Annotated in this window: 18 protein-coding genes, 2 tRNA genes and 3 rRNA genes; 10 read left to right on the forward strand and 13 right to left on the reverse strand. The window is 56.5% G+C overall.

Going from position 1 to position 22,942, the window contains the following annotated elements; all coding sequences use genetic code 11:
- The first annotated feature begins 39 nt into the window (after positions 1 to 39).
- The 4 genes from SynMEDNS5_RS11220 to SynMEDNS5_RS11235 are packed head-to-tail and all read left to right on the forward strand — an operon-like array spanning position 40 to position 2,098.
- The gene (locus SynMEDNS5_RS11220) at positions 40 to 261 is read left to right on the forward strand and encodes a hypothetical protein (RefSeq protein WP_186586034.1); all 222 of its coding nucleotides are present in this window, start codon (positions 40 to 42) and stop codon (positions 259 to 261) included.
- Entirely contained in the window at positions 251 to 1,399 is a 1,149-nt protein-coding gene (gene xseA, locus SynMEDNS5_RS11225) for an exodeoxyribonuclease VII large subunit (RefSeq protein WP_186583447.1), read from the forward strand. The genes SynMEDNS5_RS11220 and xseA overlap by 11 nt, the downstream gene beginning before the upstream one ends.
- Positions 1,400 to 1,446: 47 nt before the next feature.
- The gene (gene xseB, locus SynMEDNS5_RS11230) at positions 1,447 to 1,728 is read left to right on the forward strand and encodes an exodeoxyribonuclease VII small subunit (RefSeq protein WP_186583448.1); all 282 of its coding nucleotides are present in this window, start codon (positions 1,447 to 1,449) and stop codon (positions 1,726 to 1,728) included.
- A complete protein-coding gene (locus tag SynMEDNS5_RS11235; RefSeq protein ID WP_186583449.1) occupies positions 1,721 to 2,098 on the forward strand; it encodes a DUF2834 domain-containing protein in 378 nt (125 codons plus the stop codon). The genes xseB and SynMEDNS5_RS11235 overlap by 8 nt, the downstream gene beginning before the upstream one ends.
- 18 nt (positions 2,099 to 2,116) lie before the next feature.
- Here SynMEDNS5_RS11235 and SynMEDNS5_RS11240 read toward each other — a convergent pair whose 3' ends face one another.
- The 11 genes from SynMEDNS5_RS11240 to SynMEDNS5_RS11290 form a co-directional block, all read right to left on the reverse strand.
- Positions 2,117 to 2,464: a hypothetical protein gene (locus tag SynMEDNS5_RS11240; protein WP_186583450.1), complete on the reverse strand. Its 348-nt coding sequence runs from the start codon at positions 2,462 to 2,464 to the stop codon at positions 2,117 to 2,119.
- A 50-nt stretch (positions 2,465 to 2,514) separates the two neighbouring features.
- Positions 2,515 to 3,447 carry a YihY/virulence factor BrkB family protein gene (locus SynMEDNS5_RS11245; RefSeq protein WP_186583451.1) on the reverse strand — a complete coding sequence of 311 codons (933 nt, stop codon included), beginning with the start codon at positions 3,445 to 3,447 and terminating at the stop codon, positions 2,515 to 2,517.
- Positions 3,448 to 3,544: 97 nt separating this feature from the next.
- A 5S ribosomal RNA gene (rrf, locus tag SynMEDNS5_RS11250) occupies positions 3,545 to 3,661 on the reverse strand.
- 115 nt (positions 3,662 to 3,776) lie between these two features.
- Positions 3,777 to 6,642, reverse strand: a 23S ribosomal RNA gene (locus tag SynMEDNS5_RS11255).
- Positions 6,643 to 7,089: 447 nt separating this feature from the next.
- A tRNA-Ala gene (locus tag SynMEDNS5_RS11260) sits at positions 7,090 to 7,162 on the reverse strand.
- Positions 7,163 to 7,171: 9 nt separating this feature from the next.
- Positions 7,172 to 7,245, reverse strand: a tRNA-Ile gene (locus SynMEDNS5_RS11265).
- Positions 7,246 to 7,430: 185 nt separating this feature from the next.
- Positions 7,431 to 8,915 (reverse strand): 16S ribosomal RNA (locus tag SynMEDNS5_RS11270).
- Together the 16S, 23S and 5S rRNA genes with 2 tRNA genes alongside form the textbook arrangement of a ribosomal RNA operon.
- Before the next feature lie 598 nt (positions 8,916 to 9,513).
- Positions 9,514 to 10,317: an inositol monophosphatase family protein gene (locus SynMEDNS5_RS11275; protein WP_186583452.1), complete on the reverse strand. Its 804-nt coding sequence runs from the start codon at positions 10,315 to 10,317 to the stop codon at positions 9,514 to 9,516.
- Between the two features lie 13 nt (positions 10,318 to 10,330).
- Positions 10,331 to 12,052, reverse strand: a complete 1,722-nt coding sequence (locus SynMEDNS5_RS11280) for a TolC family protein (RefSeq protein WP_186583453.1) — start codon at positions 12,050 to 12,052, stop codon at positions 10,331 to 10,333.
- 24 nt (positions 12,053 to 12,076) lie between these two features.
- The gene (locus SynMEDNS5_RS11285) at positions 12,077 to 13,474 is read right to left on the reverse strand and encodes a TIGR03279 family radical SAM protein (RefSeq protein WP_186583454.1); all 1,398 of its coding nucleotides are present in this window, start codon (positions 13,472 to 13,474) and stop codon (positions 12,077 to 12,079) included.
- Positions 13,475 to 13,493: 19 nt separating this feature from the next.
- Positions 13,494 to 14,354 carry an undecaprenyl-diphosphate phosphatase gene (locus SynMEDNS5_RS11290; RefSeq protein ID WP_186583455.1) on the reverse strand — a complete coding sequence of 287 codons (861 nt, stop codon included), beginning with the start codon at positions 14,352 to 14,354 and terminating at the stop codon, positions 13,494 to 13,496.
- Between the two features lie 147 nt (positions 14,355 to 14,501).
- On the opposite strand from SynMEDNS5_RS11290, the gene SynMEDNS5_RS11295 reads away from it, so the two are divergent.
- The 3 genes from SynMEDNS5_RS11295 to nadB all read left to right on the forward strand — a co-directional run bounded on the left by SynMEDNS5_RS11295 (position 14,502) and on the right by nadB (position 17,444).
- Positions 14,502 to 15,221 carry a DUF3120 domain-containing protein gene (locus SynMEDNS5_RS11295; protein ID WP_186585985.1) on the forward strand — a complete coding sequence of 240 codons (720 nt, stop codon included), beginning with the start codon at positions 14,502 to 14,504 and terminating at the stop codon, positions 15,219 to 15,221.
- A 112-nt stretch (positions 15,222 to 15,333) separates the two neighbouring features.
- Complete coding sequence (gene psbU / locus SynMEDNS5_RS11300) at positions 15,334 to 15,711, forward strand: photosystem II complex extrinsic protein PsbU (protein ID WP_186583456.1); 378 nt, start codon at positions 15,334 to 15,336, stop codon at positions 15,709 to 15,711.
- 53 nt (positions 15,712 to 15,764) lie between these two features.
- Positions 15,765 to 17,444 carry an L-aspartate oxidase gene (nadB, locus tag SynMEDNS5_RS11305; protein WP_186583457.1) on the forward strand — a complete coding sequence of 560 codons (1,680 nt, stop codon included), beginning with the start codon at positions 15,765 to 15,767 and terminating at the stop codon, positions 17,442 to 17,444.
- Positions 17,445 to 17,469: 25 nt separating this feature from the next.
- On the opposite strand, the gene SynMEDNS5_RS11310 is transcribed toward nadB, so the two are convergent.
- On the reverse strand, positions 17,470 to 18,411 hold the full coding sequence (locus SynMEDNS5_RS11310) for a vitamin K epoxide reductase family protein (protein WP_186583458.1): 942 nt from the start codon (positions 18,409 to 18,411) through the stop codon (positions 17,470 to 17,472).
- Positions 18,412 to 18,481: 70 nt separating this feature from the next.
- Here SynMEDNS5_RS11310 and rimO point away from each other — a divergent pair, with 70 nt between their 5' ends.
- Both rimO and SynMEDNS5_RS11320 read left to right on the forward strand, forming a co-directional pair.
- Complete coding sequence (rimO, locus tag SynMEDNS5_RS11315) at positions 18,482 to 19,888, forward strand: 30S ribosomal protein S12 methylthiotransferase RimO (protein ID WP_186583459.1); 1,407 nt, start codon at positions 18,482 to 18,484, stop codon at positions 19,886 to 19,888.
- Positions 19,885 to 21,114: an MFS transporter gene (locus tag SynMEDNS5_RS11320; RefSeq protein ID WP_186583460.1), complete on the forward strand. Its 1,230-nt coding sequence runs from the start codon at positions 19,885 to 19,887 to the stop codon at positions 21,112 to 21,114. The genes rimO and SynMEDNS5_RS11320 overlap by 4 nt, the downstream gene beginning before the upstream one ends.
- Here the strand turns inward: SynMEDNS5_RS11320 and SynMEDNS5_RS11325 are convergent.
- Entirely contained in the window at positions 21,101 to 21,217 is a 117-nt protein-coding gene (locus tag SynMEDNS5_RS11325) for a cytochrome B6 (RefSeq protein WP_255440151.1), read from the reverse strand. The two genes, SynMEDNS5_RS11320 and SynMEDNS5_RS11325, sit on opposite strands and share 14 nt — an antisense overlap.
- Before the next feature lie 132 nt (positions 21,218 to 21,349).
- Here SynMEDNS5_RS11325 and SynMEDNS5_RS11330 point away from each other — a divergent pair, with 132 nt between their 5' ends.
- Complete coding sequence (locus SynMEDNS5_RS11330; protein WP_186583461.1) at positions 21,350 to 22,924, forward strand: B12-binding domain-containing radical SAM protein; 1,575 nt, start codon at positions 21,350 to 21,352, stop codon at positions 22,922 to 22,924.
- The last annotated feature ends 18 nt before the right edge of the window (positions 22,925 to 22,942 follow it).

A 22,942-nucleotide genomic window follows, 5' to 3' on the forward strand; every position in this document is an offset into this window, starting at 1 on the left:
CTCTCTCTTAAGCCCACTGGACCACCGGTGGGCTTTTTCATGGCAACCGCTCTGCGAGAGAGTGAAGGTCGCATTGTGAGTCGATTGCTTCCATTTTTTGCCAAGAACCGACGCGATGGAGCGAGGTTGCTCAGCAGTGCACTGGTGATTCTTGCCATTGCGCTCACGCAACTGACCCAACCCTGGGGGCAGATCGTCAGTGTGTTGGCCAGTGCCCTCTGCCTTTATTGGTGGTTCGCTTACCGCCGTCTTGAACGCTGACACCATTCCCAGCTACTCCGTTCAGGAGTTAAATACTTCCGTGGGTGCACTTCTCGAACGAGGTTTTGCTCCCAGGTTTCTTGTGCACGGCAGTGCCCTGCGTCCGCAGATCAAGAAAGGACATCTCTGGCTGACGCTCAGCGACGGGAGCGCAAGCATCACTGTTGTTTGCTGGGCTTCAAGGCTGCAACAACTGAACTTCGTCCCCGCTGAAGGCGAAGGCGTCACGGTGGTGGGAAAGCTGAACTTCTGGGCCGCTCGAGCCAGCCTTGCCGTACAGGCGATCGACTTGCGTCCTAGCAGGAGCACGATCGAGCGACGCTTCGAGGCGGTGAAAGCGCTTCTCAGCAAAGAAGGATTGATTGATTCCTCAAGACAGAGGTCCCTTCCACTTGCACCCCAGCGGATCGCCCTGCTCACAAGCGTTCCGAGCTCAGCTCTCGCCGACATGTTGCGCACAGCGAAGGAACGCTGGCCTTTGACCGAGCTCCTCGTGATTCCTATCCCCGTACAGGGAGATGTTGCACCAAAGATCTGCTCTGTGCTGGAGCGCCTGGCACAACAAGTGGAGTCATTGCGTGTGAATGCGGTCGTCTTGGCGCGAGGGGGAGGAAGCCGAGAGGACCTGATGGTCTTCGACGATGAAGTCCTCTGCAGAACGTTGGCGCACTTCCCAGTCCCGGTGGTGACAGGACTGGGGCATGAGGACGACCTCACCGTCGCAGATCTTGTCGCCGATTTCCGGGCAGCCACGCCAACTGCTGCGATTGTGAGCCTTTTGCCCACCCGTTCCGCAGCATTGCAGTTCCTCAGCCAATGCCGAAGGCAACTGCTGCAGTCACAAATCTGGAGACTACGCAGGGAGGAGGAACGATTGATCCAGAGACGAGACGCTCTGATTCAAGCCAGTCCTACAGCAGTTGTCGTACGGAGACGTGAACACTTGGAACAACGCGGACAGCTGCTGCAGGCGCTGTCTCCCCAACGATGGCTGGCCCGTGGTTTCGCCACCGTGACCCGCAGCGACGGACACCTGCTTCAAACCGTCGCTGATGCCAGCCCGTCTCAGCCACTGGTCATTCACCTCAGCGACGGAGAGATCGACGTCAGCACAGTGGCCATCAGGAGCAATTCCTGAGGCCCCTCCACCTGAAACCAACCGCACAACCTCAGCCAACCATTCCGATGCCACGCAAATCGAAACGATCACACGACGATGAACAAAGCCAGTGGAGAGAGGATGCCGCATCTCTGAGCTACGAGGAGTCTCTCCAGGCACTGGATCTGCTGCTAACGAAACTTCAGGATGATTCGCTTCCATTGGCTGAACTGCAAGGAAGTCATCAGCGGGCCGAGATCTATCTGAGCCGATGCGAAGAACTGCTTGAAGAAGTCGAACAGAGCGTTGCCCTACTCAACCCCGATACGCTGGAACGAGAATCGATTGATTGTCCGCCTCGTGTCTAGAACGTTGCCCTGGATTTATCTAACGCTGGCAGTGCTCGGCGCCGTTCTTCCATGGCAAGCCAATCTTGAATTCATGCAATCCAGCGCAGCAGCTGGTTTTGACCTCGCAGGCTTCATCAAAGACGCCAATCTCACTGCAGCTTCTCGTTCACTAAGCCGTGATCTCTTAGTAGCTGCGAGCGCATTCTCGATCTGGATTGTCCTCGAAGGACGCCGCCTGGAGGTGAAGGGCTGGCGACTCACACTTCTTGCATGTGTGACCGTTTCCTTTGCCTGCGGAGGCCCTCTCTTTCTTTATCTACGGGAACGACGGCTTAACGAACTGGCAGCAGACGTGTCTGCGGCTTCTTGTGAAAAGTCTTCTGTCTGATCGGACAGAATTGAGTTTTCAAGAGTCCACATCCTCAGCGGTGATGTCAATCGTTGCGGAACTGGCTGGCGTGGCGTCGGCATCGAATGAACCATTCGCCGATGGTTGGGAGCCGATATCCAGAGCCGAGCCACAGGCAACACAGACCGTCGCCGAACCAAGGTTGGTGGCGCCGCAATTACCGCAGACCTTGAACTGGCTTTTCATTCGCTTCCAGCCCAACCAACCAAGGCCCCCCAAAACCAGGGAGAGGCTCAGCAATAGAAGGGCTGCTCCGCCAAAAACCCCAACCAAAGCGCGTCCTGCTGTCGTGGGTAGCAACAGAAGCAGAGCTAAAAGCCAGACAAGAGGAGGAACACGACCCATTCACAACCTCACACGAAACGAACAGAATTCATAATGACTTGGTTCACCGATCAGTGGATGTGAGAGGCGAGAGGATCAACACTCTGCTTCTGCCTCAGCAAAGCAAGTTCAACACTCCAACACTGACCAAAATAAATCACAACACCCACCATGTACACCCATAATGTAAGCACCAAAACGCCACCAATGACGCCATAAGCCTGAAAACGAGCCCCTAGGGAAAGGATACTTCGACTCACCGCAAGATTCAAAACTGTCAGCAAAAACCCGATCAACAACGAGCCAGGGATCAAAGGGATGAAAGGCACACGACGACTTGGCAGAAGAGCCTGCAACAGCAGAGCCATGGCAGAAAATCCTACAAAAGAAAACAACACACGCCCAACCTGGATCAAGGGAAAGCCATCAAGGAAATCAGCGAACCAAGGGAGAGATTGCTGCAAATCTTCGAGTGCACCAGCGGGAATCATGCGCAAATTGGCACCAATCTGATCCGCAACAATCAAGAGACCAATCAGAATGACGACAAAAAAGGCTTCGATACGCACGCGCACAAACTGAAAAGCTTGAGCCCCCAGAGGAATGGAATCCGGCATCGGCCGAAGAGCATCTCTCCAAAGACGATCTGCCCCCCTCTGAAGCGTTAGATAGACATTCCCTGCCGTTACAAGCAACACTGCAGCACCGAGAAGTCCTGCACCAAAACCCTGCTGCACCAGCTGAATCAACGTCTGCCGCACGATTGCGACAGCAGAAGGCGGCAAAACGCCACTGGCGTAACTAATGATTTCTTGATCGAGATTATCCTGCCTTCCCAACAAGAATGAGGCAAGGGACAATGAAATCAGAAGGATCGGAAAAATCGACTGCAGTGTGTAATACGCAAAAGCAGCACTGAGATCCACACAGTCAGTTCCCGCCCAACGTTGATAGGCCAACCAGAGGGATCGCAAGATGCGGCGCAGAAGTAGCCGTTTGGCCATCAGATCAAGATTGCACCGTACCTCCAAACTAGCGCGCAAGAAAGAAGCCACAAAAAAAGCCACCCGCATGGGTGGCTTTCTTCGTTTGGAATGTTTTACCTGGCATCGAGCTATTTTCTCAGGGGGCTACCCCCCAAATATCGTCGCCGCTGCTGCGTTTCACAACCGAGTTCGAGATGGATCGGAGTGGTTCCACAGCGCCATGGACACCAGGATAGTTTCATTCCCAAGGATTGAACCCTGAGAACTGCATAGGTCATTACACAAAGCTCTCGCTTCACATAACGTGTCTGTCTGAATAAAACTTGCCTCAGACAAGAGCCAAATTAATGGTCAAGCCCTCGGTCTATTAGTACTCCTCCGCTGCATCCATTACTGGACTTCGACGTAGAGCCTATCAACGGGTGTTCTTCCCGTGACCTTACTGGGTTACCCCATGGGAATACTCATCTTGAGGTGGGCTTCCCACTTAGATGCTTTCAGCGGTTATCCACTCCGCACATGGCTACCCAGCGTTTACCGTTGGCACGATAACTGGTACACCAGAGGTGCGTTCCTCCCGGTCCTCTCGTACTAGGGAGAAATCCTCTCAATATTCCTACGCATACACCGGATATGGACCGAACTGTCTCACGACGTTCTGAACCCAGCTCGCGTACCGCTTTAATGGGCGAACAGCCCAACCCTTGGGACCGACTTCAGCCCCAGGTTGCGATGAGCCGACATCGAGGTGCCAAACCTCCCCGTCGATGTGAACTCTTGGGGGAGATCAGCCTGTTATCCCTAGAGTAACTTTTATCCGTTGAGCGACGGCCCTTCCACTCAGAACCGTCGGATCACTAAAGCCGACTTTCGTCCCTGTTCGACTTGTAGGTCTCACAGTCAAGCTTCCTTCTGCTTTTGCACTCGTCGGCTGATTTCCAACCAGCCTGAGGAAACCTTTGCGCGCCTCCGTTACCTTTTAGGAGGCGACCGCCCCAGTCAAACTGCCCACCTGATACTGTCCGCTCCCCGGATAACGGGTGAACGTTAGAACCCTAGCTCTGAAAGAGTGGTATCTCACCATTGACTCACCAGCACCCGCAAGCACTGGTTCAACGTCTCCCACCTATCCTGCGCATTCAGAGCCCGGGCACAATACCAAGCTACAGTAAAGCTTCATAGGGTCTTTCTGTCCGGGTGTATGTAGTCCGCATCTTCACAGACAATTCTATTTCGCCGAGCCTCTCTCCGAGACAGCGCCCTGATCGTTACGCCTTTCGTGCGGGTCGGAACTTACCCGACAAGGAATTTCGCTACCTTAGGACCGTTATAGTTACGGCCGCCGTTCACCGGGGCTTCAGTCGCCAGCTTCGCTTACGCTGACCGGCTTCCTTAACCTTCCGGCACTGGGCAGGCGTCAGCCCCCATACATCGTCTTGCGACTTAGCGGAGACCTGTGTTTTTGGTAAACAGTCGCCAGGGCCTCTTCACTGCGACCACCTTGCGGTGGCACCCCTTCTCCCGAAGTTACGGGGCCATTTTGCCGAGTTCCTTAGAGAGAGTTACCTCGCGCACCTCGGTATTCTCTACCACCCCACCTGTGTCGGTTTCGGGTACTGGCAGTTATGCCTTAACGGGTATAGAGCTTTTCTTGGAAGCATGACATCACCAACTTCGCTGCCGTAGCAGCTCGTACTCACGCCTCAGCTCGGAACGTTTTCTCCGCTCCTCAACGCCTCGAACGCTTGAACCAGTAACCAACATCTGGCTTGGCTAGCCTTCTCCGTCCCTCTTCCCAAAACATAACCGGTACAGGAATGTTGACCTGTTATCCATCGACTACGCCTTTCGGCCTCGCCTTAGGTCCAGACTAACCCTCCGCGGACGAGCCTGCCGGAGGAACCCTTAGGGTTTCGGTGCATGGGATTCTCACCCATGTTTTCGCTACTCAAGCCGACATTCTCACTTCTATGCAGTCCACGCCCGCTCACGCTAACGCTTCGCCCCACATAGAACGCTCCCCTACCATAAATCCGCAGCTTCGGTACAACACTTAGCCCCGTTCATTTTCGGCGCAGGATCGCTCGACCAGTGAGCTATTACGCACTCCTTTGAGGATGGCTGCTTCTAGGCAAACCTCCTGGTTGTCTGGGCAATCCCACCTCCTTTATCACTTAGTGTTGATTTGGGGACCTTAGCTGGCGGTCTGGGCTGTTTCCCTCTCGACCATGGAGCTTATCCCCCACAGTCTGACTGCCTCGCTACACACAGGGTATTCAGAGTTCATCTCGATTTGGTACCGCTCTCGCAGCCCGCACCGAAATGGTGGCTTTACCCCCCTGCTGGAGCACGAGACGCTACGCCTCAACGTATTTCGGGGAGAACCAGCTAGCTCCGGGTTCGATTGGCATTTCACCCCTAACCACAGCTCATCCGCTGATTTTTCAACATCAGTCGGTTCGGACCTCCACTTGGTATCACCCAAGCTTCATCCTGGCCATGGTTAGATCACCCGGGTTCGGGTCTATAAACACTGACAAACGCCCTATTCAGACTCGCTTTCGCTATGGCTCCACCATTTCCGGTTTAACCCGCCAGTGCCTATAAGTCGCCGGCTCATTCTTCAACAGGCACACGGTCACCCTATGAGTAGGGCTCCCATTGCTTGTAAGCTCACGGTTTCATGTTCTATTTCACTCCCCTCCCGGGGTTCTTTTCACCTTTCCCTCGCGGTACTGTTTCGCTATCGGTCACACAGGAGTACTTAGCCTTACGAGGTGGTCCTCGCGGATTCACACGGAATTTCACGTGCTCCGTGCTACTCGGGATACAGCTAGGTCAGTTCAGTTTTCGTGTACGGGGCTTTCACCTTCTGTGGCGTGTCTTTCAAACACTTCCACTAACATTCCTGATCCACATTGCTGTCCCACAACCCCGACAGTCGAAACTGTCGGTTTAGGCTCTTCCCCGTTCGCTCGCCGCTACTTAGGGAGTCGTTTTTACTTTCCTTTCCTCCAGCTACTAAGATGTTTCAGTTCGCTGGGTTGGCTCGCGCCAGCCTATGGATTCAGCTGGCCGTTCTAGGGGTTGCCCCATTCGGAAATTCCCGGATCAAAGCGTGTTTCCAGCTCCCCGAGACTTATCGCAGGTAACCACGTCCTTCATCGCCTCTGTGTGCCAAGGTATCCGCCGTGAGCTCTTTGTAGCTTGACCATATAATCTCCAACACGCTTGCTGTCGTTGAAACAGATTTTCCCTGATTCATTGCTGAATCAAGAATCAAACTCTTGATTGCTCGACACAATCAAAAGAACGTGATGGAGTCTCGGCTCTTGCTCTATAGAATTCGCAATCACTCCTTTTAATCATCCTTTCGGATCATTATCTAGAGTCATCGCATCATCCATGAGATGCTTTATTCTTTCCAGACTTACCTATGCAGTTGTCAAGGTTCTGCTAGAACTTCAAATCAAACCATCAATTGCTTGATCATTTGACTTGAGCCCAGCATCTTATCAACCAAACACAACAAGCAAAACTCTCTTTGCTTTCATTTGGAATGACAGGAAGCTGGGGTCATCCAGCGGACACGTCTAAAATCACACTCCAATCGAACTCATACTCCAATTCCTTTTGGAGATGGGGATACAGTTCGGTCAGTGGAGGTTAGGAGACTCGAACTCCTGACATCCTGCTTGCAAAGCAGGCGCTCTACCAACTGAGCTAAACCCCCAACACCGAATGGGCCATCCTGGACTTGAACCAGGGACCTCACCCTTATCAGGGGTGCGCTCTAACCACCTGAGCTAATGGCCCAGGAGTCTCATCCCTTCAGGGGTGTGACCTAGACAAAGTTTAGGAACTAAAAATCTCCACCATCCTCACTTGCATCGCTGCAAACTTGATGGCTTCAAAGCTGAGGTACCGATCGACCTAAGGTGACAGGATTTCGGCCTAAGAATAAAAACACTCAGACATCAAAATCGTTGTTTGTCTCCCTGTTAGGAGGTGATCCAGCCGCACCTTCCGGTACGGCTACCTTGTTACGACTTCACCCCAGTCATCAGCCCCACCTTCGACGTCCTCCTCCACAAGGGTTGGAGTAACGGCTTCGGGCGTGGCCAACTTCCATGGTGTGACGGGCGGTGTGTACAAGGCCCGGGAACGTATTCACCGCAGTATGCTGACCTGCGATTACTAGCGATTCCTCCTTCACGTAGGCGAGTTGCAGCCTACGATCTGAACTGAGCCACGGTTTATGAGATTTGCTTGTCCTCGCGAACTTGCTGCTCTTTGTCCGTAGCATTGTAGTACGTGTGTAGCCCAGGATGTAAGGGGCATGATGACTTGACGTCATCCACACCTTCCTCCGGTTTATCACCGGCGGTCTCTCTAGAGTGCCCAACTAAATGCTGGCAACTAAAGACGTGGGTTGCGCTCGTTGCGGGACTTAACCCAACATCTCACGACACGAGCTGACGACAGCCATGCACCACCTGTCACTGCGTTCCCGAAGGCACCCTCTCGTTTCCAAGAGGTTCGCAGGATGTCAAACCCTGGTAAGGTTCTTCGCGTTGCATCGAATTAAACCACATACTCCACCGCTTGTGCGGGCCCCCGTCAATTCCTTTGAGTTTCACACTTGCGTGCGTACTCCCCAGGCGGAACACTTAACGCGTTGGCTACGACACCGAGGGGGTCGATTCCCCCGACACCTAGTGTTCATCGTTTACGGCCAGGACTACAGGGGTATCTAATCCCTTTCGCTCCCCTGGCTTTCGTCCATGAGCGTCAGTTATGGCCCAGCAGAGCGCCTTCGCCACTGGTGTTCTTCCCGATATCTACGCATTTCACCGCTACACCGGGAATTCCCTCTGCCCCTACCACACTCAAGCCCAACAGTTTCCACTGCCATGATGGAGTTAAGCTCCACGTTTTAACAGCAGACTTGAAGGGCCGCCTGCGGACGCTTTACGCCCAATAATTCCGGATAACGCTTGCCACTCCCGTATTACCGCGGCTGCTGGCACGGAATTAGCCGTGGCTTATTCCTCAAGTACCGTCAGATCTTCTTCCTTGAGAAAAGAGGTTTACAGCCCAGAGGCCTTCATCCCTCACGCGGCGTTGCTCCGTCAGGCTTTCGCCCATTGCGGAAAATTCCCCACTGCTGCCTCCCGTAGGAGTCTGGGCCGTGTCTCAGTCCCAGTGTGGCTGATCATCCTCTCAGACCAGCTACTGATCGATGCCTTGGTGAGCTCTTACCTCACCAACTAGCTAATCAGACGCGGGCTCATCCTCAGGCGAAATTCATTTCACCTCTCGGCATATGGGGTATTAGCGGCCGTTTCCAGCCGTTATCCCCCTCCTGAGGGCAGATTCCCACGCGTTACTCACCCGTCCGCCACTAACCCGAAGGTTCGTTCGACTTGCATGTGTTAAGCACGCCGCCAGCGTTCATCCTGAGCCAGGATCAAACTCTCCGTTGTAGATCAAGTCCTCTCGATAACTCGCGCTATCTCAACTTGATTTGCGTCACCCACTACTCAGACATACTGGTAATAGTTGAGGCCTCCTTCCGCTGACACAGAAAGGGTTCTTAAGAGTGCACATCTAGATTTCTCTATCTATGACTTTCCAGGATCTCAGATCCGGTTGTTGCTCCACATTGCGCACACCGACAACTCCAAAGCTCGTGAAAACTCTCAAGCTGTAAGCGCAATGCTTCTTTGCAACGAATAATTGTTGACGGGACCTCACACCTTCATCGCTCTTTCATTCATCACTCACTCCTCAACCTCGCAGTTGATTCATCAGTAACAAACGCAATGAAAGCGTCAGTTCCTAAACTTTTCAGTTGTCCAGGTTCTGCCATCGCACTCCCTTTCAAGAGCGGTTGGCGGTGCAGCCTCGCGGCCGCTTGTGAAACTTACAACACCGTGGGATCGCTCCCCTTTGGCCTTGTAAGCACTTCCAAACACTACAAGCTCTCGCTCTAAGCATCTAAAAGCTGCGCTTCGGGCCTCAGCCCCCGCGCAGTCCATAACCATAACACCTCCTCACCCCTTCAACGCAACAACACAAGCCCTAAGGCAGCAACAAAGACTCGCCCCAAGGCCTGAGCCGCGTCAGCTGGTCCTCGGAACTGGCAGCGAGCACAGGAAAACCCACATCAGAGAGATCGCGACCGGGGACAAGAGCGGTTGGATCTTCCCGCAACCAGAGCACAGGGCAACCCAGCTCAGACAGCACCAACCAGGCCGCCGCGAGATCCCAGATCTTGGGGGTGGCCTCCAAAGCCGCCACGGTCTGCCCCATCGCCACACTCACAAGATTGAGGCTCGCAACCCCAAGAAGACGAATCTTGCCTGGGAAAGGCTCTTGATGACGGCGCTGCAGCACACGAATCGCTCGGCTGCAGAGCGAAACGCAAGCACTTCCAGCCGCCAGACGGGTTTCAACAGTGAGCCGTTTGCCATTGCGCCAGGCACCACGGCCCCGAATCGCCACGATGCGCTGTTTCAAAGAAGGGATGTCAAGAAACGCTTCCGTCGGCTGACCATCCACAAATCGCGCAACAGAAATTGCCCAATAGGGAATGCCTGCCGCAAAATTCGTCGTGCCATCCAGTGGATCCACCACCCAGAACGCCGACGTGGTGGGGCAATGCTTCTCACCTTCCTCACTCAGCGTGCTCTCTCCTGAGGAAAGCTGAGCAAGACCCCGCACGAGAGTCTCATCACTCCAACGATCACAGGCGGTGATCAAACTGCCGTCGGGCTTCACATCGGAGACGATGTGACCAAAATCATGCCGTTGTCTTTCAGCAACGCCATCAAGAAGTTGATGAACAGCCAGCAGCTGCGCCGGAGAGAGGGGAGCTGAAGTCACAGTCCGAGAGGGCTCAAGCGCCGAGCTGAGACGCCTCACAAGCTGGCGTATTGGGAGCCGGTTCGATGGGAACAGACTCCATTCGGTCTACCTCAGGCTTCTTGCCGGGCAGATTGAGCGGCGGGCAAGCTTTTACTTGGTCCAAACCTGTACGCCGCCTCAACTCCGCCAGGCTGGCGTTGTAAGAAAGAACTGCATCGGCATAACGCACCTCGGCACTGGTGAGGTCACGCTGGTTATCGACGACCTCACGCTGGGTTGTTACCCCTGCTTGAAAACGCAGCCTGGCCAGGCGCAGAGATTCAGTCGCCGATAAGACCTCTCGCGTTGTCGTGCGGATGTTTTGCTGTGAATCTCTCAGATCGTAGAAACTCTGTTCCACTTCCCTGCGGATGCTGTCGCGCTGGGAAGCGAAGTTGTACTGACTCTCCTCGGCAGCCTGCTTGTTGCGGCGGTACTCGGCGCGGGCTCGACCACCATCAAAAATATTCCAGGTCGCCGACAACCCCACAGTGTTATCCAGGCTCCATCCATACACCTCGGTGCTCACTGGAGGCCGCGCGTTGGTCTCACCCTGAAAACGCTGGGACGTGAAATTGTTAAAGATACTCAGCACAGGCTGAACAGCAGCTAGGGCTGCGTTGGCATTGCTGTTATTGATCGAGATATCCAGAAGGAATTGATCGAGTTCCTCCCGAAAGGTATAGGCCGCGATGATGCTTTCCTGAAGCGATGGTTCCCACAGCCCGAGCACACGAGCAGGCGCAGCGGATGTGGGGGTGATGTCCTGAGGAAGATCCATGAGCGATGCCAAGGATCGACGCGCATTCACCTGGTCGCCAAGAGCAGTGGTGAGGAGCTGTTGGTCACGAGCGAGCTGAGTTTCGGCTTCTAATACTTCGAGTTTGGTCGCCACACCCGCTTGGTAACGGGCTCGGGCGTCGCGAAGACTCACCAGTGAAGCTCGAACGGATTGTTGACCGATTCGAACCTGCTCGTCTTGACGCTGAAGCTGGAAATAGGAAATTGCTGCTTCGAGACGTATCTCACGCAAAGCGATCAGATAGGTATCTCGGGTGCGTTCGTAGTTATCTCTTGCAGCCGCAATCTGAGGAACCCTGGCCGGGTCGATCAAGTTCCAGTTCAATTGGGCTCCAAAATTGGCGGACCAGACCGCCGAATTCGTGAGTCGATCTTCAGGCTGTTCGAGACCCGTCACCGGGTTCACAATCTCAGAGCGGCTCCGATCGAAGGTTTGCTGCTCTCCGGCTAGGTACTGGGGAAGACCGTTGGCATTGAGATTCAGTGTGGGGTACCAAGCCGAGAGGGCCGCACGCAGACTTGATTTGGCCTGTTGAACCTGGCTTGCCACCGCTTTCAGGCTGGGATTGTTGACCTCAACCAGACGCTCTACCTCGGCAAGCGTGAGGGGGCGCAGCTCACGAATTCTGACCTGGTCCGGCTTGTCAGGCAGAGCAAGGCTCGGAGGGGCTTTGAGCGATTCTTGATTCTCTGGAAGTGTGGTTGCTGCGGGGGGAAGAACCGAGGGATCTGCTTTCGGCCTTGACCCCTTGATCTCAGTCGCAGTGGGGAGCGTCGACTGATCGATCAGCGCAGAACCATCCGCTGCCGCCGAAGCATCAACGCTCGAGGCGTCCTGCGCACTTACCGCTACACCAATGACAGAGGGCAATACTCCTGCGATCAACAGAAGACGTGCAGCAGTCCGACGCACAACAAATCCAGGGCTGGGCGGAGCTTAGGGGGTTTTGGGCTGCTGACCGAGAACAGCAGCCACGATGTCAGCTGCTCCATGCACGATCCGGATCGGCACCGGCAACTTGCTTTGCAATTGATCCAGTGTCATGTCATCCAGAAACACAGGCTGGCCCTGGCGGAGCATCACAGAGGGGAGAAGCAGCTGATCCCCCAACGGTTGATCCGCGAGTCCTTTCACAAGGTCTTCTCCGGTCAAGAGGCCTGTCACCACCTGATCCTGGCCCCAGTAAGGGCTCGGCAATCCATGCAACGTCAGCGAGACGCCGTTCACCCGATTCAAGCGTGCTTGCACCGGTGCCAAAGCCCGATCCACCAGACGGCCCACCACCCAACTGCTGTGAAGAGGCGAGTCGATCCTCTCGGGAAGCATCACTGTGGCCTGGTCGAGAGCTTCAAGGAAAGCCCGAATCGTGCCGACACCATTTTCCTGTTGAGGAAGATCTTCGTAGTCACCCCTCGGAGGCAAGGGCTGACCAGCCATCAGATACCACTCATCAGACAGCCAGGCGAACCGACTACCGATCTGTTGCTGGAATCGGGCTTGGAGCAATTCCACAGCCTCAATCACTGTGCGTGCATCCGCAGGTGTAACAGCCCGCAGTCCATCCTCAGCAGGCCGGAAGCGCGTCAATCCCACGGGAACAACCGCGGCTGAGAGAACGGCGGGCCATTCCCCAGTCCCAAACTGCGCCAGGTCGGTGAGTGTGCGAACCAAAGCCTCGCCATCGTTGAGCCCTGGGCAGACCACCACCTGGGCATGAATCTGCAACCCACGGCGCGCGAACCAGTCGAGCTGATGGAGCAGATCACCCGCCCGGGGGTTGTCGAGCAGTCGGGAACGCAGACCTGGCTCTGTGGCATGCACCGACACGAACAGGGGAGTAAGGCGTTGCTCTTCGATGCGACTCCAGTCGCTTTCGCTGAGATTGGTCAGCGTTAGGTAGGAGCCGTACAGAAAACTGAGCCTGTAGTCGTCGTCTTTCAGATAAAGGCTGTCGCGATGCCCAGGCGGCTGCTGATCGATGAAACAGAACGGGCAGCGGTTGGTGCATTGCCGCAAGCCATCAAACAGCGCCTCGGTGAACGCAAGCCCGAGGCCATCATCCGCATCCTTTTCGAGTTGAACGCGATGGAGCTCCCCAGCGCTGTCTTGTACCTCGAGGATGAGATCCTCCTCAACCGTCAAATAACGGTAATCAATCAGATCACGCGGGCGAACACCATTAACGCTGAGCAGCTGGTCGCCGGGTTCGAAGCCGAGCTCCTCACCGATCGAACCAGGCTCCACCGATGCGACAACCGCAGGCTGGGGCTGACGCCCAGCGCTGGACGGATCGAGAGCGGCAACGGCCACACCTGCGGAGGGTTCATTCCACACAAAATGGATCCAACTGATTTCAGTTTGAGCCAGAGCCAGCCCACCAGGCCAGCAAAAGAACCCCGAAAAGCAATCGATAAATCACAAACACCCAGGTGCTGTGTCGCTGCAGGAACTTGAGCAACCAGTCGATGGCCAACCATGAGACCACTGCTGCGGAAGCGATCCCAACCATCAGGGGCAGCACCCCCCCCGCACTGGGCTCAGTGAACGCATCCTTGAGCTCCACCAGTCCCGCAATGGTGATCGCAGGAATGCCCAGCAGAAAAGAAAATCGTGCTGCGTCGGGCCGTTTCCAACTGTCAAACAGCGACGCGGTGAGTGTGCTGCCGGAGCGAGAAACACCGGGAATCAGGGCCAGAACCTGGGCCAATCCCACAACCAGCCCATCCCGGCCCTGCACCTGATCGAGCTGCTTGGAGCGCGGTCCCAGGCGTTCGGCGAGGGCAAGAAGCAGGGCCATCAGGATGGACACCCCAGCGATTGCGGGCACGCTGCGTAGCGGCGAGGTTTCGTAGCCAGGCCAATACAGCTTGATAGCGAGTCCGGCAAAAAGAATGGGCAAGGTACCGATCGCCATGGCGATTCCCAGTCGCGCCTCCGGCTCCCGCCACTGCCCCCTCAGCACAGCACCACTGACCCCGCGCAAAACGCCGGCCAGATCTGCCCTGAAGTAGGCGATCACCGCAACGATGCTGCCCAGTTGAATCACAGCGGTCACCGAGACGCCTGGATCGCCCCAACCGGCAAGCACCGGCACAATTTTGAGATGGGCTGTGCTGCTGATGGGCAGAAACTCAGTGAGGCCCTGCACAACGCCGAGAACGAAATCTCTCCAGATGGCTTCAAGAAGACCGGGCTCCGACACCGCAGATTCCAATGGTTAGGTGGTCGGACGCTATGCCCAACGGGCTTCGGATGCCAGTGCTGCTGAACATTGAGCGTGCACCCCTCGCTCACGCTCAGATCTTCTAAGGTTTCGTCTCTTTCTTCACATACCGGAGGTGACGCCTTGTCCAGTGGGCTGATGCAAAACCCGGCCCTGGGCAGGCGGAGGCTTCCTACAGCTGCAGTTCTGGCGTCCCTCCCCTTTTGGGCATCTGCTCTGGTGGTGATGCCTGTGTTCGTGCAGGCGCCATGGGTCCGTCACCAACCATTCAGTTCCTGTCTGTTCGGGCTCTTTCTTGCTGTTGCGGGAATCCTGTTGAGCCTTAACGCGGAGCGGAGCCAACAGCGCGATCTTGGAGCCCTCATCTTGGGATTCAGCGGCAGTTGGATGGCGGGAAGTTTGTTTTGGGGATGGTTGTCTGCGCACCCAGTTCTGCATTTGCCGGTTGAGGCGTTCGCGCTTCCTCTGGCGGTCGCAGGACTGAACACCCGCTGGCGTTGCGCATGTGCTTTTTACCTGGCGTCTTTGGTTGGAACTGTCTTCACTGACCTCTCGATGGCCATCTCCGGGGTGATGACTCTCTGGCCCGACGTGGTGACGGCTACGGCCGACCAAGCGCCTGTCCTGCTGCAAAAAGCAGCATCTCAGGTCTTAACACCAAAGTCTCTCCTGGTCGTGATCCTGGCTGCGGCATTGATTACGAGACTGGTGGCTGAATGCCGTTCCAGAGCTGATCAGTTTGGAGACGGTTCTTCAGCATGGGCAGTCGCAACCTCTGTGCTGTTCACCACCTTGGTGATTGATGGTGTGTTCCTGGGGATTTCTTTGCTGGCACCAGGCCTGAGCGGGCTCATCTGAAACGAACTGCAAAAACCCTGCGGTTTTATGCGATGCCTGGGGAGAGCACTTGTAAGGTTTGCTGGTCGGTTCTGCCGGCATATCCCGTTCCGATTCTCAGACGGAGAATTTCATGAAGCGTCTGCTGTCCTGGCTGACAGGTCTCGTCGTCATGGCTGGCTTGCTGATGACTCTGGCCATGCCCTCTGATGTCCAGGCCGCTGACATCCGCAATGTGGCTGACGACAAGATCGCCGAACGTGGCGACAAGGTTGATCTGAATAACTCATCCGTGCGGCGCTTCCAGCAATTCCCCGGGATGTACCCAACCCTGGCCGGAAAAATCGTGCTGGGCGGTCCTTACGAGAGTGTGGATGATGTGCTCTCTCTTGATCTCACCGACCGCCAGAAGGAACTGTTCGAGAAATATCGCGATAATTTCACTGTGACTGCACCCTCGATTGCCCTGAACGAAGGCTTCGACAGGATTAACGACGGGCAGTACCGCTAAGAATGCGTCATGGTTGAAACGCCGGATCCACCGGTGGTTTACGACAAGCTCCAATGAGCAGAGAGCGATCAACATCCCAGGATCCGATCCACAACGGCCCCTGGGATGTTGTGGTTGTTGGAGCAGGCGCAGCGGGTCTGATGACCTGCCTGGAGCTCCCTCCCGAGCTGAACGTTCTGCTTCTCAACAGGAACGCAGGTCGGCGCTCTTCAAGCCGCTGGGCGCAAGGGGGCATCGCCGCGGTGACGGGTCCTGGAGACTCTCGTTTCCTCCATGGGGAGGACACCCTGAAGGCCGGAGCAGGCCTCTGTGATGGCGATGCCGTCCGTCTCCTGGTGGACCAGGCGCCCCACTGCGTCGAACGGTTGCTTTCCCTGGGCATGGCGTTCGACCGCAATCCCGATGGGTCCCTTGCGACCACCCTTGAAGCAGCCCACAGCCAGCATCGTGTATTGCACGTGCAGGACCGCACCGGAAGGGCTTTGGTGGATGTCCTCCGAGAGCGTGTCGAAGCCAGACCCGGCCTGGTGCATCGTCGAGGCGTCCGGGTCACCCAACTCTGGGTCGAAGACCAACGCTGCTGCGGTGTTCAGATTCTTGATGGCCCATGGCTTCACTGGGTTCCAGCCCGAGCGGTTGTGCTGGCCACTGGAGGAGGAGGCCATCTCTACACCAACACCACGAATCCACCTCAGGCCTGTGGTGAAGGCGTTGTGCTCTCGTGGCAAGCCGGTGCTGCAGTTGACGATCTCGAATTTGTTCAGTTCCATCCCACAGCGCTCAAACTCGCTGAGGCGCCCTGCTTCCTGATCTCAGAAGCCGTGCGTGGCGAAGGCGCCGTCTTGGTGGATCCCTCAGGACGAAGTCCTGTGGGATCTCTTCCCCAACGCGATCTTGCCCCACGCGATCAGGTGAGCCGAGCCCTGCTGCGATGCATGCGCTCCCAGGGATTGAGCAGTCTGGGGCTGGATCTCTCACCCATTCCCGCGGAACGGGCCGAACGACGCTTTCCGACGATTCTTGAACGCTGCCGGGAGTACGGACTCCATCCTTTGCAGAATCCGATCCCGGTGGCACCTGCCGCGCACTACTGGATGGGAGGTGTGGCCACGGATCTACAGGCCGCTACAACCATTCCCGGCCTTTTCGCCGTTGGGGAGGTGGCATGCACCGGGGTGCATGGTGCTAACAGGCTGGCCAGCAACTCATTGATGGAGTGTCTTGTGTTTGCTGGAAGACTCAGGGACATCGCGCTGAACGACCGAAGCGCACCAACCATCTCCAGCAAAGGTCCGGAACCTTTCAGTATCGAGACCCCGATGCCATCGCCAGGGCATGCTGAAACCCTGCACCGATCGATCAACGCGCTGCGATCAGTCTGCTGGAACATGGCCGGAGTTGATCGACGCGTGAGCGGGATGCAGCAGACCCTGCGAGAGCTCCTTAAGGGAAACGACGCGCTGCGATGCAGCCCGTTGCTTGAGGAGATGCGCAACCAGGACAAAGATCGTTGCTTCCAACTTGAGGAAACCTGTCGCAGCAACATCAATCTTCTCCTCGACCTTCACCACCGCCAGCAGGCAAGCCAACTGCTATTGGAGGCTTGCCTCTTCCGTACCGAAAGCCGTGGAGGCCACTTCCGCAGTGATGCCCCAACACCGCTTCCGCAGTGGCGTTGCCACAGTCGCCAGGTGAAGGGCGCCCGCATCCACACCCGGCCAGTCACCGATTAAGCCGGCCGGACAGGCCGCTCAACCACTAAAAGTTGCTGTCCCCCTTAAAGCCAGACAGACGCGCAAGCACCTTCAAAGGCTTGACGCCGGAATCAAGCTTGCCGTTGATCTCCCAGGTGGGGAAACCCTCGATTTTCTTACTCTCACAGAGTGCACGCTGATTGTTCTGGCCATCCGCAGCACACTCGATCACCGTGAGCTTCTGCGCTGCTTCTTTTCCAAACGCCTCCTTTTGCTCATGACAATGGGGGCACCAGTAAGCGCTGTACATCACGGCACCGTTAGCGGTGAGATGTTCTGCCAAAGCCACTTTGCTCGGCGTGCTTTCGGTGGTCACCACAGGAGGAGCACCAGCACCCGTCACAGCGGCATCCGGACGCTCCGGATCGAGAACGGAGGCCCAGATCAAACTTCCCAGCAACACGGCAAGAGCCAGTAGAAATCCACGGAAGAACAGCTTGGATGGGTCGTCCCAGCCCCCGCCAGCCACGGCGAGAATCGAGAGAAGGATGGCAAGAGTGGCTGACAGCACGCAAAAGAAACAGAACGCCTGAATCTTGAACACCATCAAGCCAACCAGCACGAGGCTGAAGACCGCCATCCCCAGGGACACGGTGAAGAGCCCCCACCACGTGCGTCGGGCGAGATCACCGCGGTTTTCGGACAATCCTGGAAGCAGAGGAACCAGGGCCATGATCAACACGGCCGAGTAAGCCAGAAAACCCGCAAACGAGAGCGGCACACTCAAACCATCGCCCTGAAAGAGAGTTCCCCAAGGACTGTTGAGCACCTTGTCGCAACCGTCTGCACCCAATGGGCAGGTGAGGTTGCCCAGCAGGCCCCAACGCTTCAGGGTGATCGAACCGGTGTCAATCACCCCCACGGTGGCCAGCACGGCCATGACGATCCGTACCCATTTGGAGCCCTGGTCCTGGCGACGGCGGCTGGTGAGTCTGCTGGCGGCCATGCGAGCTGCAGAGAATGGGTGAATTGTGGCAGGAGTGGGAACGGGATTTATGGTGATTGATTAATTCGCCATGCTCATGTCCCCGGACCGAAGTCCTGGCCGAGACGGGGCCAGCACCAGACCAACCGTGGCGTTTTCCCATTTGGGCTGCGAGAAGAACCGAGTCGATACCGAACACATGCTCGGTCTTCTGAGTGAAGCGGGCTACGGCGTGAGCAGCGATGAATCCGACGCCAGTGTGGTGGTTGTGAACACCTGCAGCTTCATCCAAGACGCCAGGGAGGAATCCGTCAGGACGCTGGTCGGGCTGGCAGAACAAGGGAAGGATCTGATCATCGCGGGATGCCTGGCCCAGCACTTTCAGGAAGAGCTTCTGGAGTCCCTCCCCGAAGCGAAGGCCATTGTGGGGACTGGCGACTACCAGCACATCGTGGAAGTGCTGGAAAGGGTGGAGGCCGGCGAACGCGTGAATCGGGTAAGCAGCACGCCGACGTTCGTGGCCGATGAGCGACTACCGCGCTATCGCACCACCGGCGAGGCCGTGGCGTACCTGAAAGTTGCCGAGGGCTGCGACTATCGCTGCGCTTTCTGCATCATTCCCCACCTCCGTGGGAATCAGCGCTCGCGACCGATCGAATCGATCGTGGCAGAAGCGCATCAGCTGGCCGCGGAAGGTGTGAAAGAACTGATCTTGATCAGCCAGATCACCACCAATTACGGCCTGGATCTCTATGGGCGCCCCCGCTTGGCAGACCTGCTGCACGCCCTCGGGGACGTGGAGATTCCCTGGATCCGTGTTCATTACGCCTACCCAACAGGCCTGACGAACGAGGTCATCAGTGCGTACAGGGACGTGCCCAATGTGCTGCCTTACTTGGACTTGCCACTGCAACACAGCCATCCGGAGGTGCTGCGCGCCATGAATCGCCCCTGGCAAGCCGATGTGAACGAGCGCCTGCTTGATCAGATCAGAAGCCAGTTACCCGACGCGGTGCTGCGCACCACCTTGATTGTGGGTTTCCCAGGAGAAACTCAGGAGCAGTTCGAGCATTTGGCGAGTTTTCTGGAGCGGCAGCGGTTCGATCACGTCGGGGTGTTCACCTTTTCTCCGGAGCAGGGAACGGCCGCAGCCGAATTGCCCAATCCCGTCGATGCCGACATCGCCACAGCCAGGAAAGATCGCCTAATGATGCTTCAGCAACCCATCTCTGCTGCGGCCAATGCTCGCTGGGTCGGCCGTACGGTCGATGCTCTAGTCGAACAGCACAACCCTGCAACCGGCGCAATGATCGGTCGCTGTGCCCGCTTCGCACCCGAGGTGGATGGGGAGGTTCATATCGAACCCAGGGCCGACGGACTGCAGGCAGCACCAGGAACCATGATCCCAGTCCAAATCACAGGATCTGACATCTACGACCTCCGCGCAGAGATCGTGGGAGCTGCGTCGATGGTCGCCTCGGCTCGGTCTGCCCTGTGAGCAGACGGGGAGGACTGCATGAACGCCAACGCATCATTTTCCTGATCGCCTCTGGCGTCAGCACCGCCGGATCCTTCGCCGGATTGACAGCGAAGGGGTGGATCCTCATGGATGAGACGGCAGCGCCCATGGTGCTGGCACTGCACTTCGCAGCACTCTCACTGCCAACGCTTCTGGTGAGCGGTCCGGCAGGTGTGCGCACCGATCGCATCGGCTGTGAAACGGTGTTGATCCAGGCGCAATGGGCGCTACTGGGAGCCGGTCTGATCGGAGCAGTGGCCATCCCTTGGCTGGATGGACTGCCCCAGGTGCTGATATTGCTGGCCAGCACGCTCCTAGTGGGAATTGCAGGGGCCTACGAACTCACAGCTCGAAACAAATATTGCGCTCTTCTGGTTGACGACAACGCCCAGCTCGCTCCATTTCTGACCAGTTTCTCCGTGGTGTTCAACGTGGGCAAATTGGTGGGTCCACCCATTGGTGGCTGGCTGGTCACACTCACGGGTCCGGCCACGGCATTAACCCTCGATGCAGCCACCTATCTTCTGCCGATCGCCAGCGTGATCTGGCTTCTGCATCCGAGGCTTGAGCAAGAGCAGCGCAGCACATCGGCCGAGGGATCGTCGCTTGCAGTGGCGTGGAGAGACTGCGGCTCAACCTTGCGCCACGTGGTTGTGTTTACTGGATTGATGTGTGTTGTGGGCTTTTTCCACCCTGGCCTGGCCCCTTTGATTGCCGCTCAGGAGTTGGGAACAGACCCGATGGACCTGGGGCTGTTCACCAGTGTCCTGGCCTTGGGAAGCATCGCCGGAGGGCTCATCCTTCAACGCAACAGTCACCGCTTCTGCAGGCGCCCATCCCTCACGCTGGCGGGATTTGGCCTAGTCACTGCTGTGGCTCAACTGGGCATGGCACGAGGGGGGACTGTGCCTTTCATCCTCTTCATGACGCTGTTGATTGGTGCTGGGACCGCGGGATTACTCAGCAGCAGCAATCTCATGACCCAGGTGGGATCCAGTCAGATCTTGAGGGGCCGGATGGCCGGTCTCAGTCAGATCGCCTTCCTTGGCGGCGGTGGAATCAGCGGCCTGATTGCCGCACAGCTGAGCATCAGCGTTGGGCTTCCCACCACATTTGCCATTACTGGTGGAATCGGGGTTGTGCTGGCGTTGATAGAAATTCGCCGCCGAGGCAGCACCGTGCTTACGGAGATCAGATCAGTTTGATCCTGCGCAACACCAAGCTGATACCAGCAGCGGTGACAAGACCTGCTCCGACCAGACCCAGATAGATGACAACTCCCATTGCAATCACAGAATGCTGATCCATTAGATCAGAAATCGGGCCTCCAGACGACGGATCCCGCCTAAGCTTGCGAGCATCGAAATCAAAAGGAACCGGACGGGTCTGCAAGCAGGGTCGACCGTCAGCACCAGAGCACAACAAACGCGACTTCGGATTATGCGCACGCTGTTCATCTATCCCCTGTTCCCGAAGACGTTCTGGAGCTACGAAAAAATCCTTGAACTGGTGAACCGCAAGGTTCTGCTGCCGCCCCTGGGACTGGTCACCGTGGCAGCGCTTCTCCCCCAGGAATGGGAGATGAAGCTGGTAGACCGCAATGTTCGAGAGGTCACCGACGCTGAATGGGACTGGGCCGAATTGGTGGTGATCTCAGGAATGATCGTCCAGAAGGACGACATGCAGGTACAGATCGAAGAAGCGAAGCGTCGCGGACTTCCAGTAGCCGTCGGAGGCCCCTACGCCAGCTCAACACCTGATGCCCCTGAAATCGCGGATGCTGATTTCAAGGTGCTGGACGAAGGAGAAATTACCCTCCCGATGTTTATCGAGGCCATCCAAAGGGGAGACAGAGGCGGGCGATTCAGCTCGGAAGGTGAAAAACCTGATGTCACATCCACCCCCATCCCCCGCTTCGATTTGCTCGAACTCGACGCTTATGACTCCATGAGCGTGCAGTTTTCCCGGGGCTGCCCCTTCAACTGCGAGTTCTGCGACATCATCGTTCTCTACGGCCGTAAGCCCCGCACCAAAACGCCAGACCAGCTGGTGGCCGAGCTTCAGAGCCTGTACGACCTCGGCTGGAGACGATCGATCTTCCTCGTGGATGACAACTTCATTGGCAATAAGCGCAATGCCAAGTTGCTGCTTCCGGAGATCAAACGCTGGCAGGAAGAGCGTGGTTATCCCTTCAGCTTCGCCACAGAGGCTTCAGTGGATCTTGCCGATGACGAAGAGATGATGCGCATGATGCATGAGGCTCGTTTCGAAAGTGTGTTCCTCGGCATTGAAACGCCCGATGAAGCCAGCCTCGAAACCTCCCGCAAGATTCAAAACACTCGCAATCCACTGGATGCGGCCGTGGATCGCATCACTGCCAACGGCATCCGAGTCATGGCTGGATTCATCATCGGTTTCGATGGTGAAAAAGATGGTGCCGGACGTCGCATCGTGGACTTTGTCACGCGTACAGGAATTCCCGCGGCGATGATGGGCATGTTGCAGGCTCTACCCAATACAGCTCTCTGGTATCGCCTCGAGAAGGAAGGCCGCCTGATCCAAGACAAGGACGCTGCGAAAGGCGTGAATCAGACCAACCTCCTGAATTTCAAACCGACGAGACCGATCCGGGACATCGCCAATGAGTACGTCGAAGCATTCTGCGCTCTGTACGAGCCCAATGCCTACATGGACAGGGTCTATTCCTATTACCTGAAGATGGGCGCTCCACGCTGGAAGGGATCCACCCAGCTGCCGAGCTTGACCGATCTCAAAGCTCTTTCGATCGTGATCTGGAGACAGGGCCTCAAGAGAAACACCCGTGGACGCTTCTGGCGTTACATGTTTGGCATGGCCACCCAGAATCCAGCACTTCTGGAGCAGTTCCTCGTGGTTTTGGCGCATAACGAGCACTTCCTCGAGTACCGCTCCATTGTTCAAAGCGAAATCAGGGAACAGTTGGAATCACTTCCACCAGAGGAGCCAAGCACGTCCAAGGAACTTCAACCCGTCTGAAAACGAGAGCCAATTGAG

It is taken from the genome of Synechococcus sp. MEDNS5, from assembly GCF_014279875.1.
In the GTDB taxonomy this organism is placed as follows: domain Bacteria; phylum Cyanobacteriota; class Cyanobacteriia; order PCC-6307; family Cyanobiaceae; genus Synechococcus_C.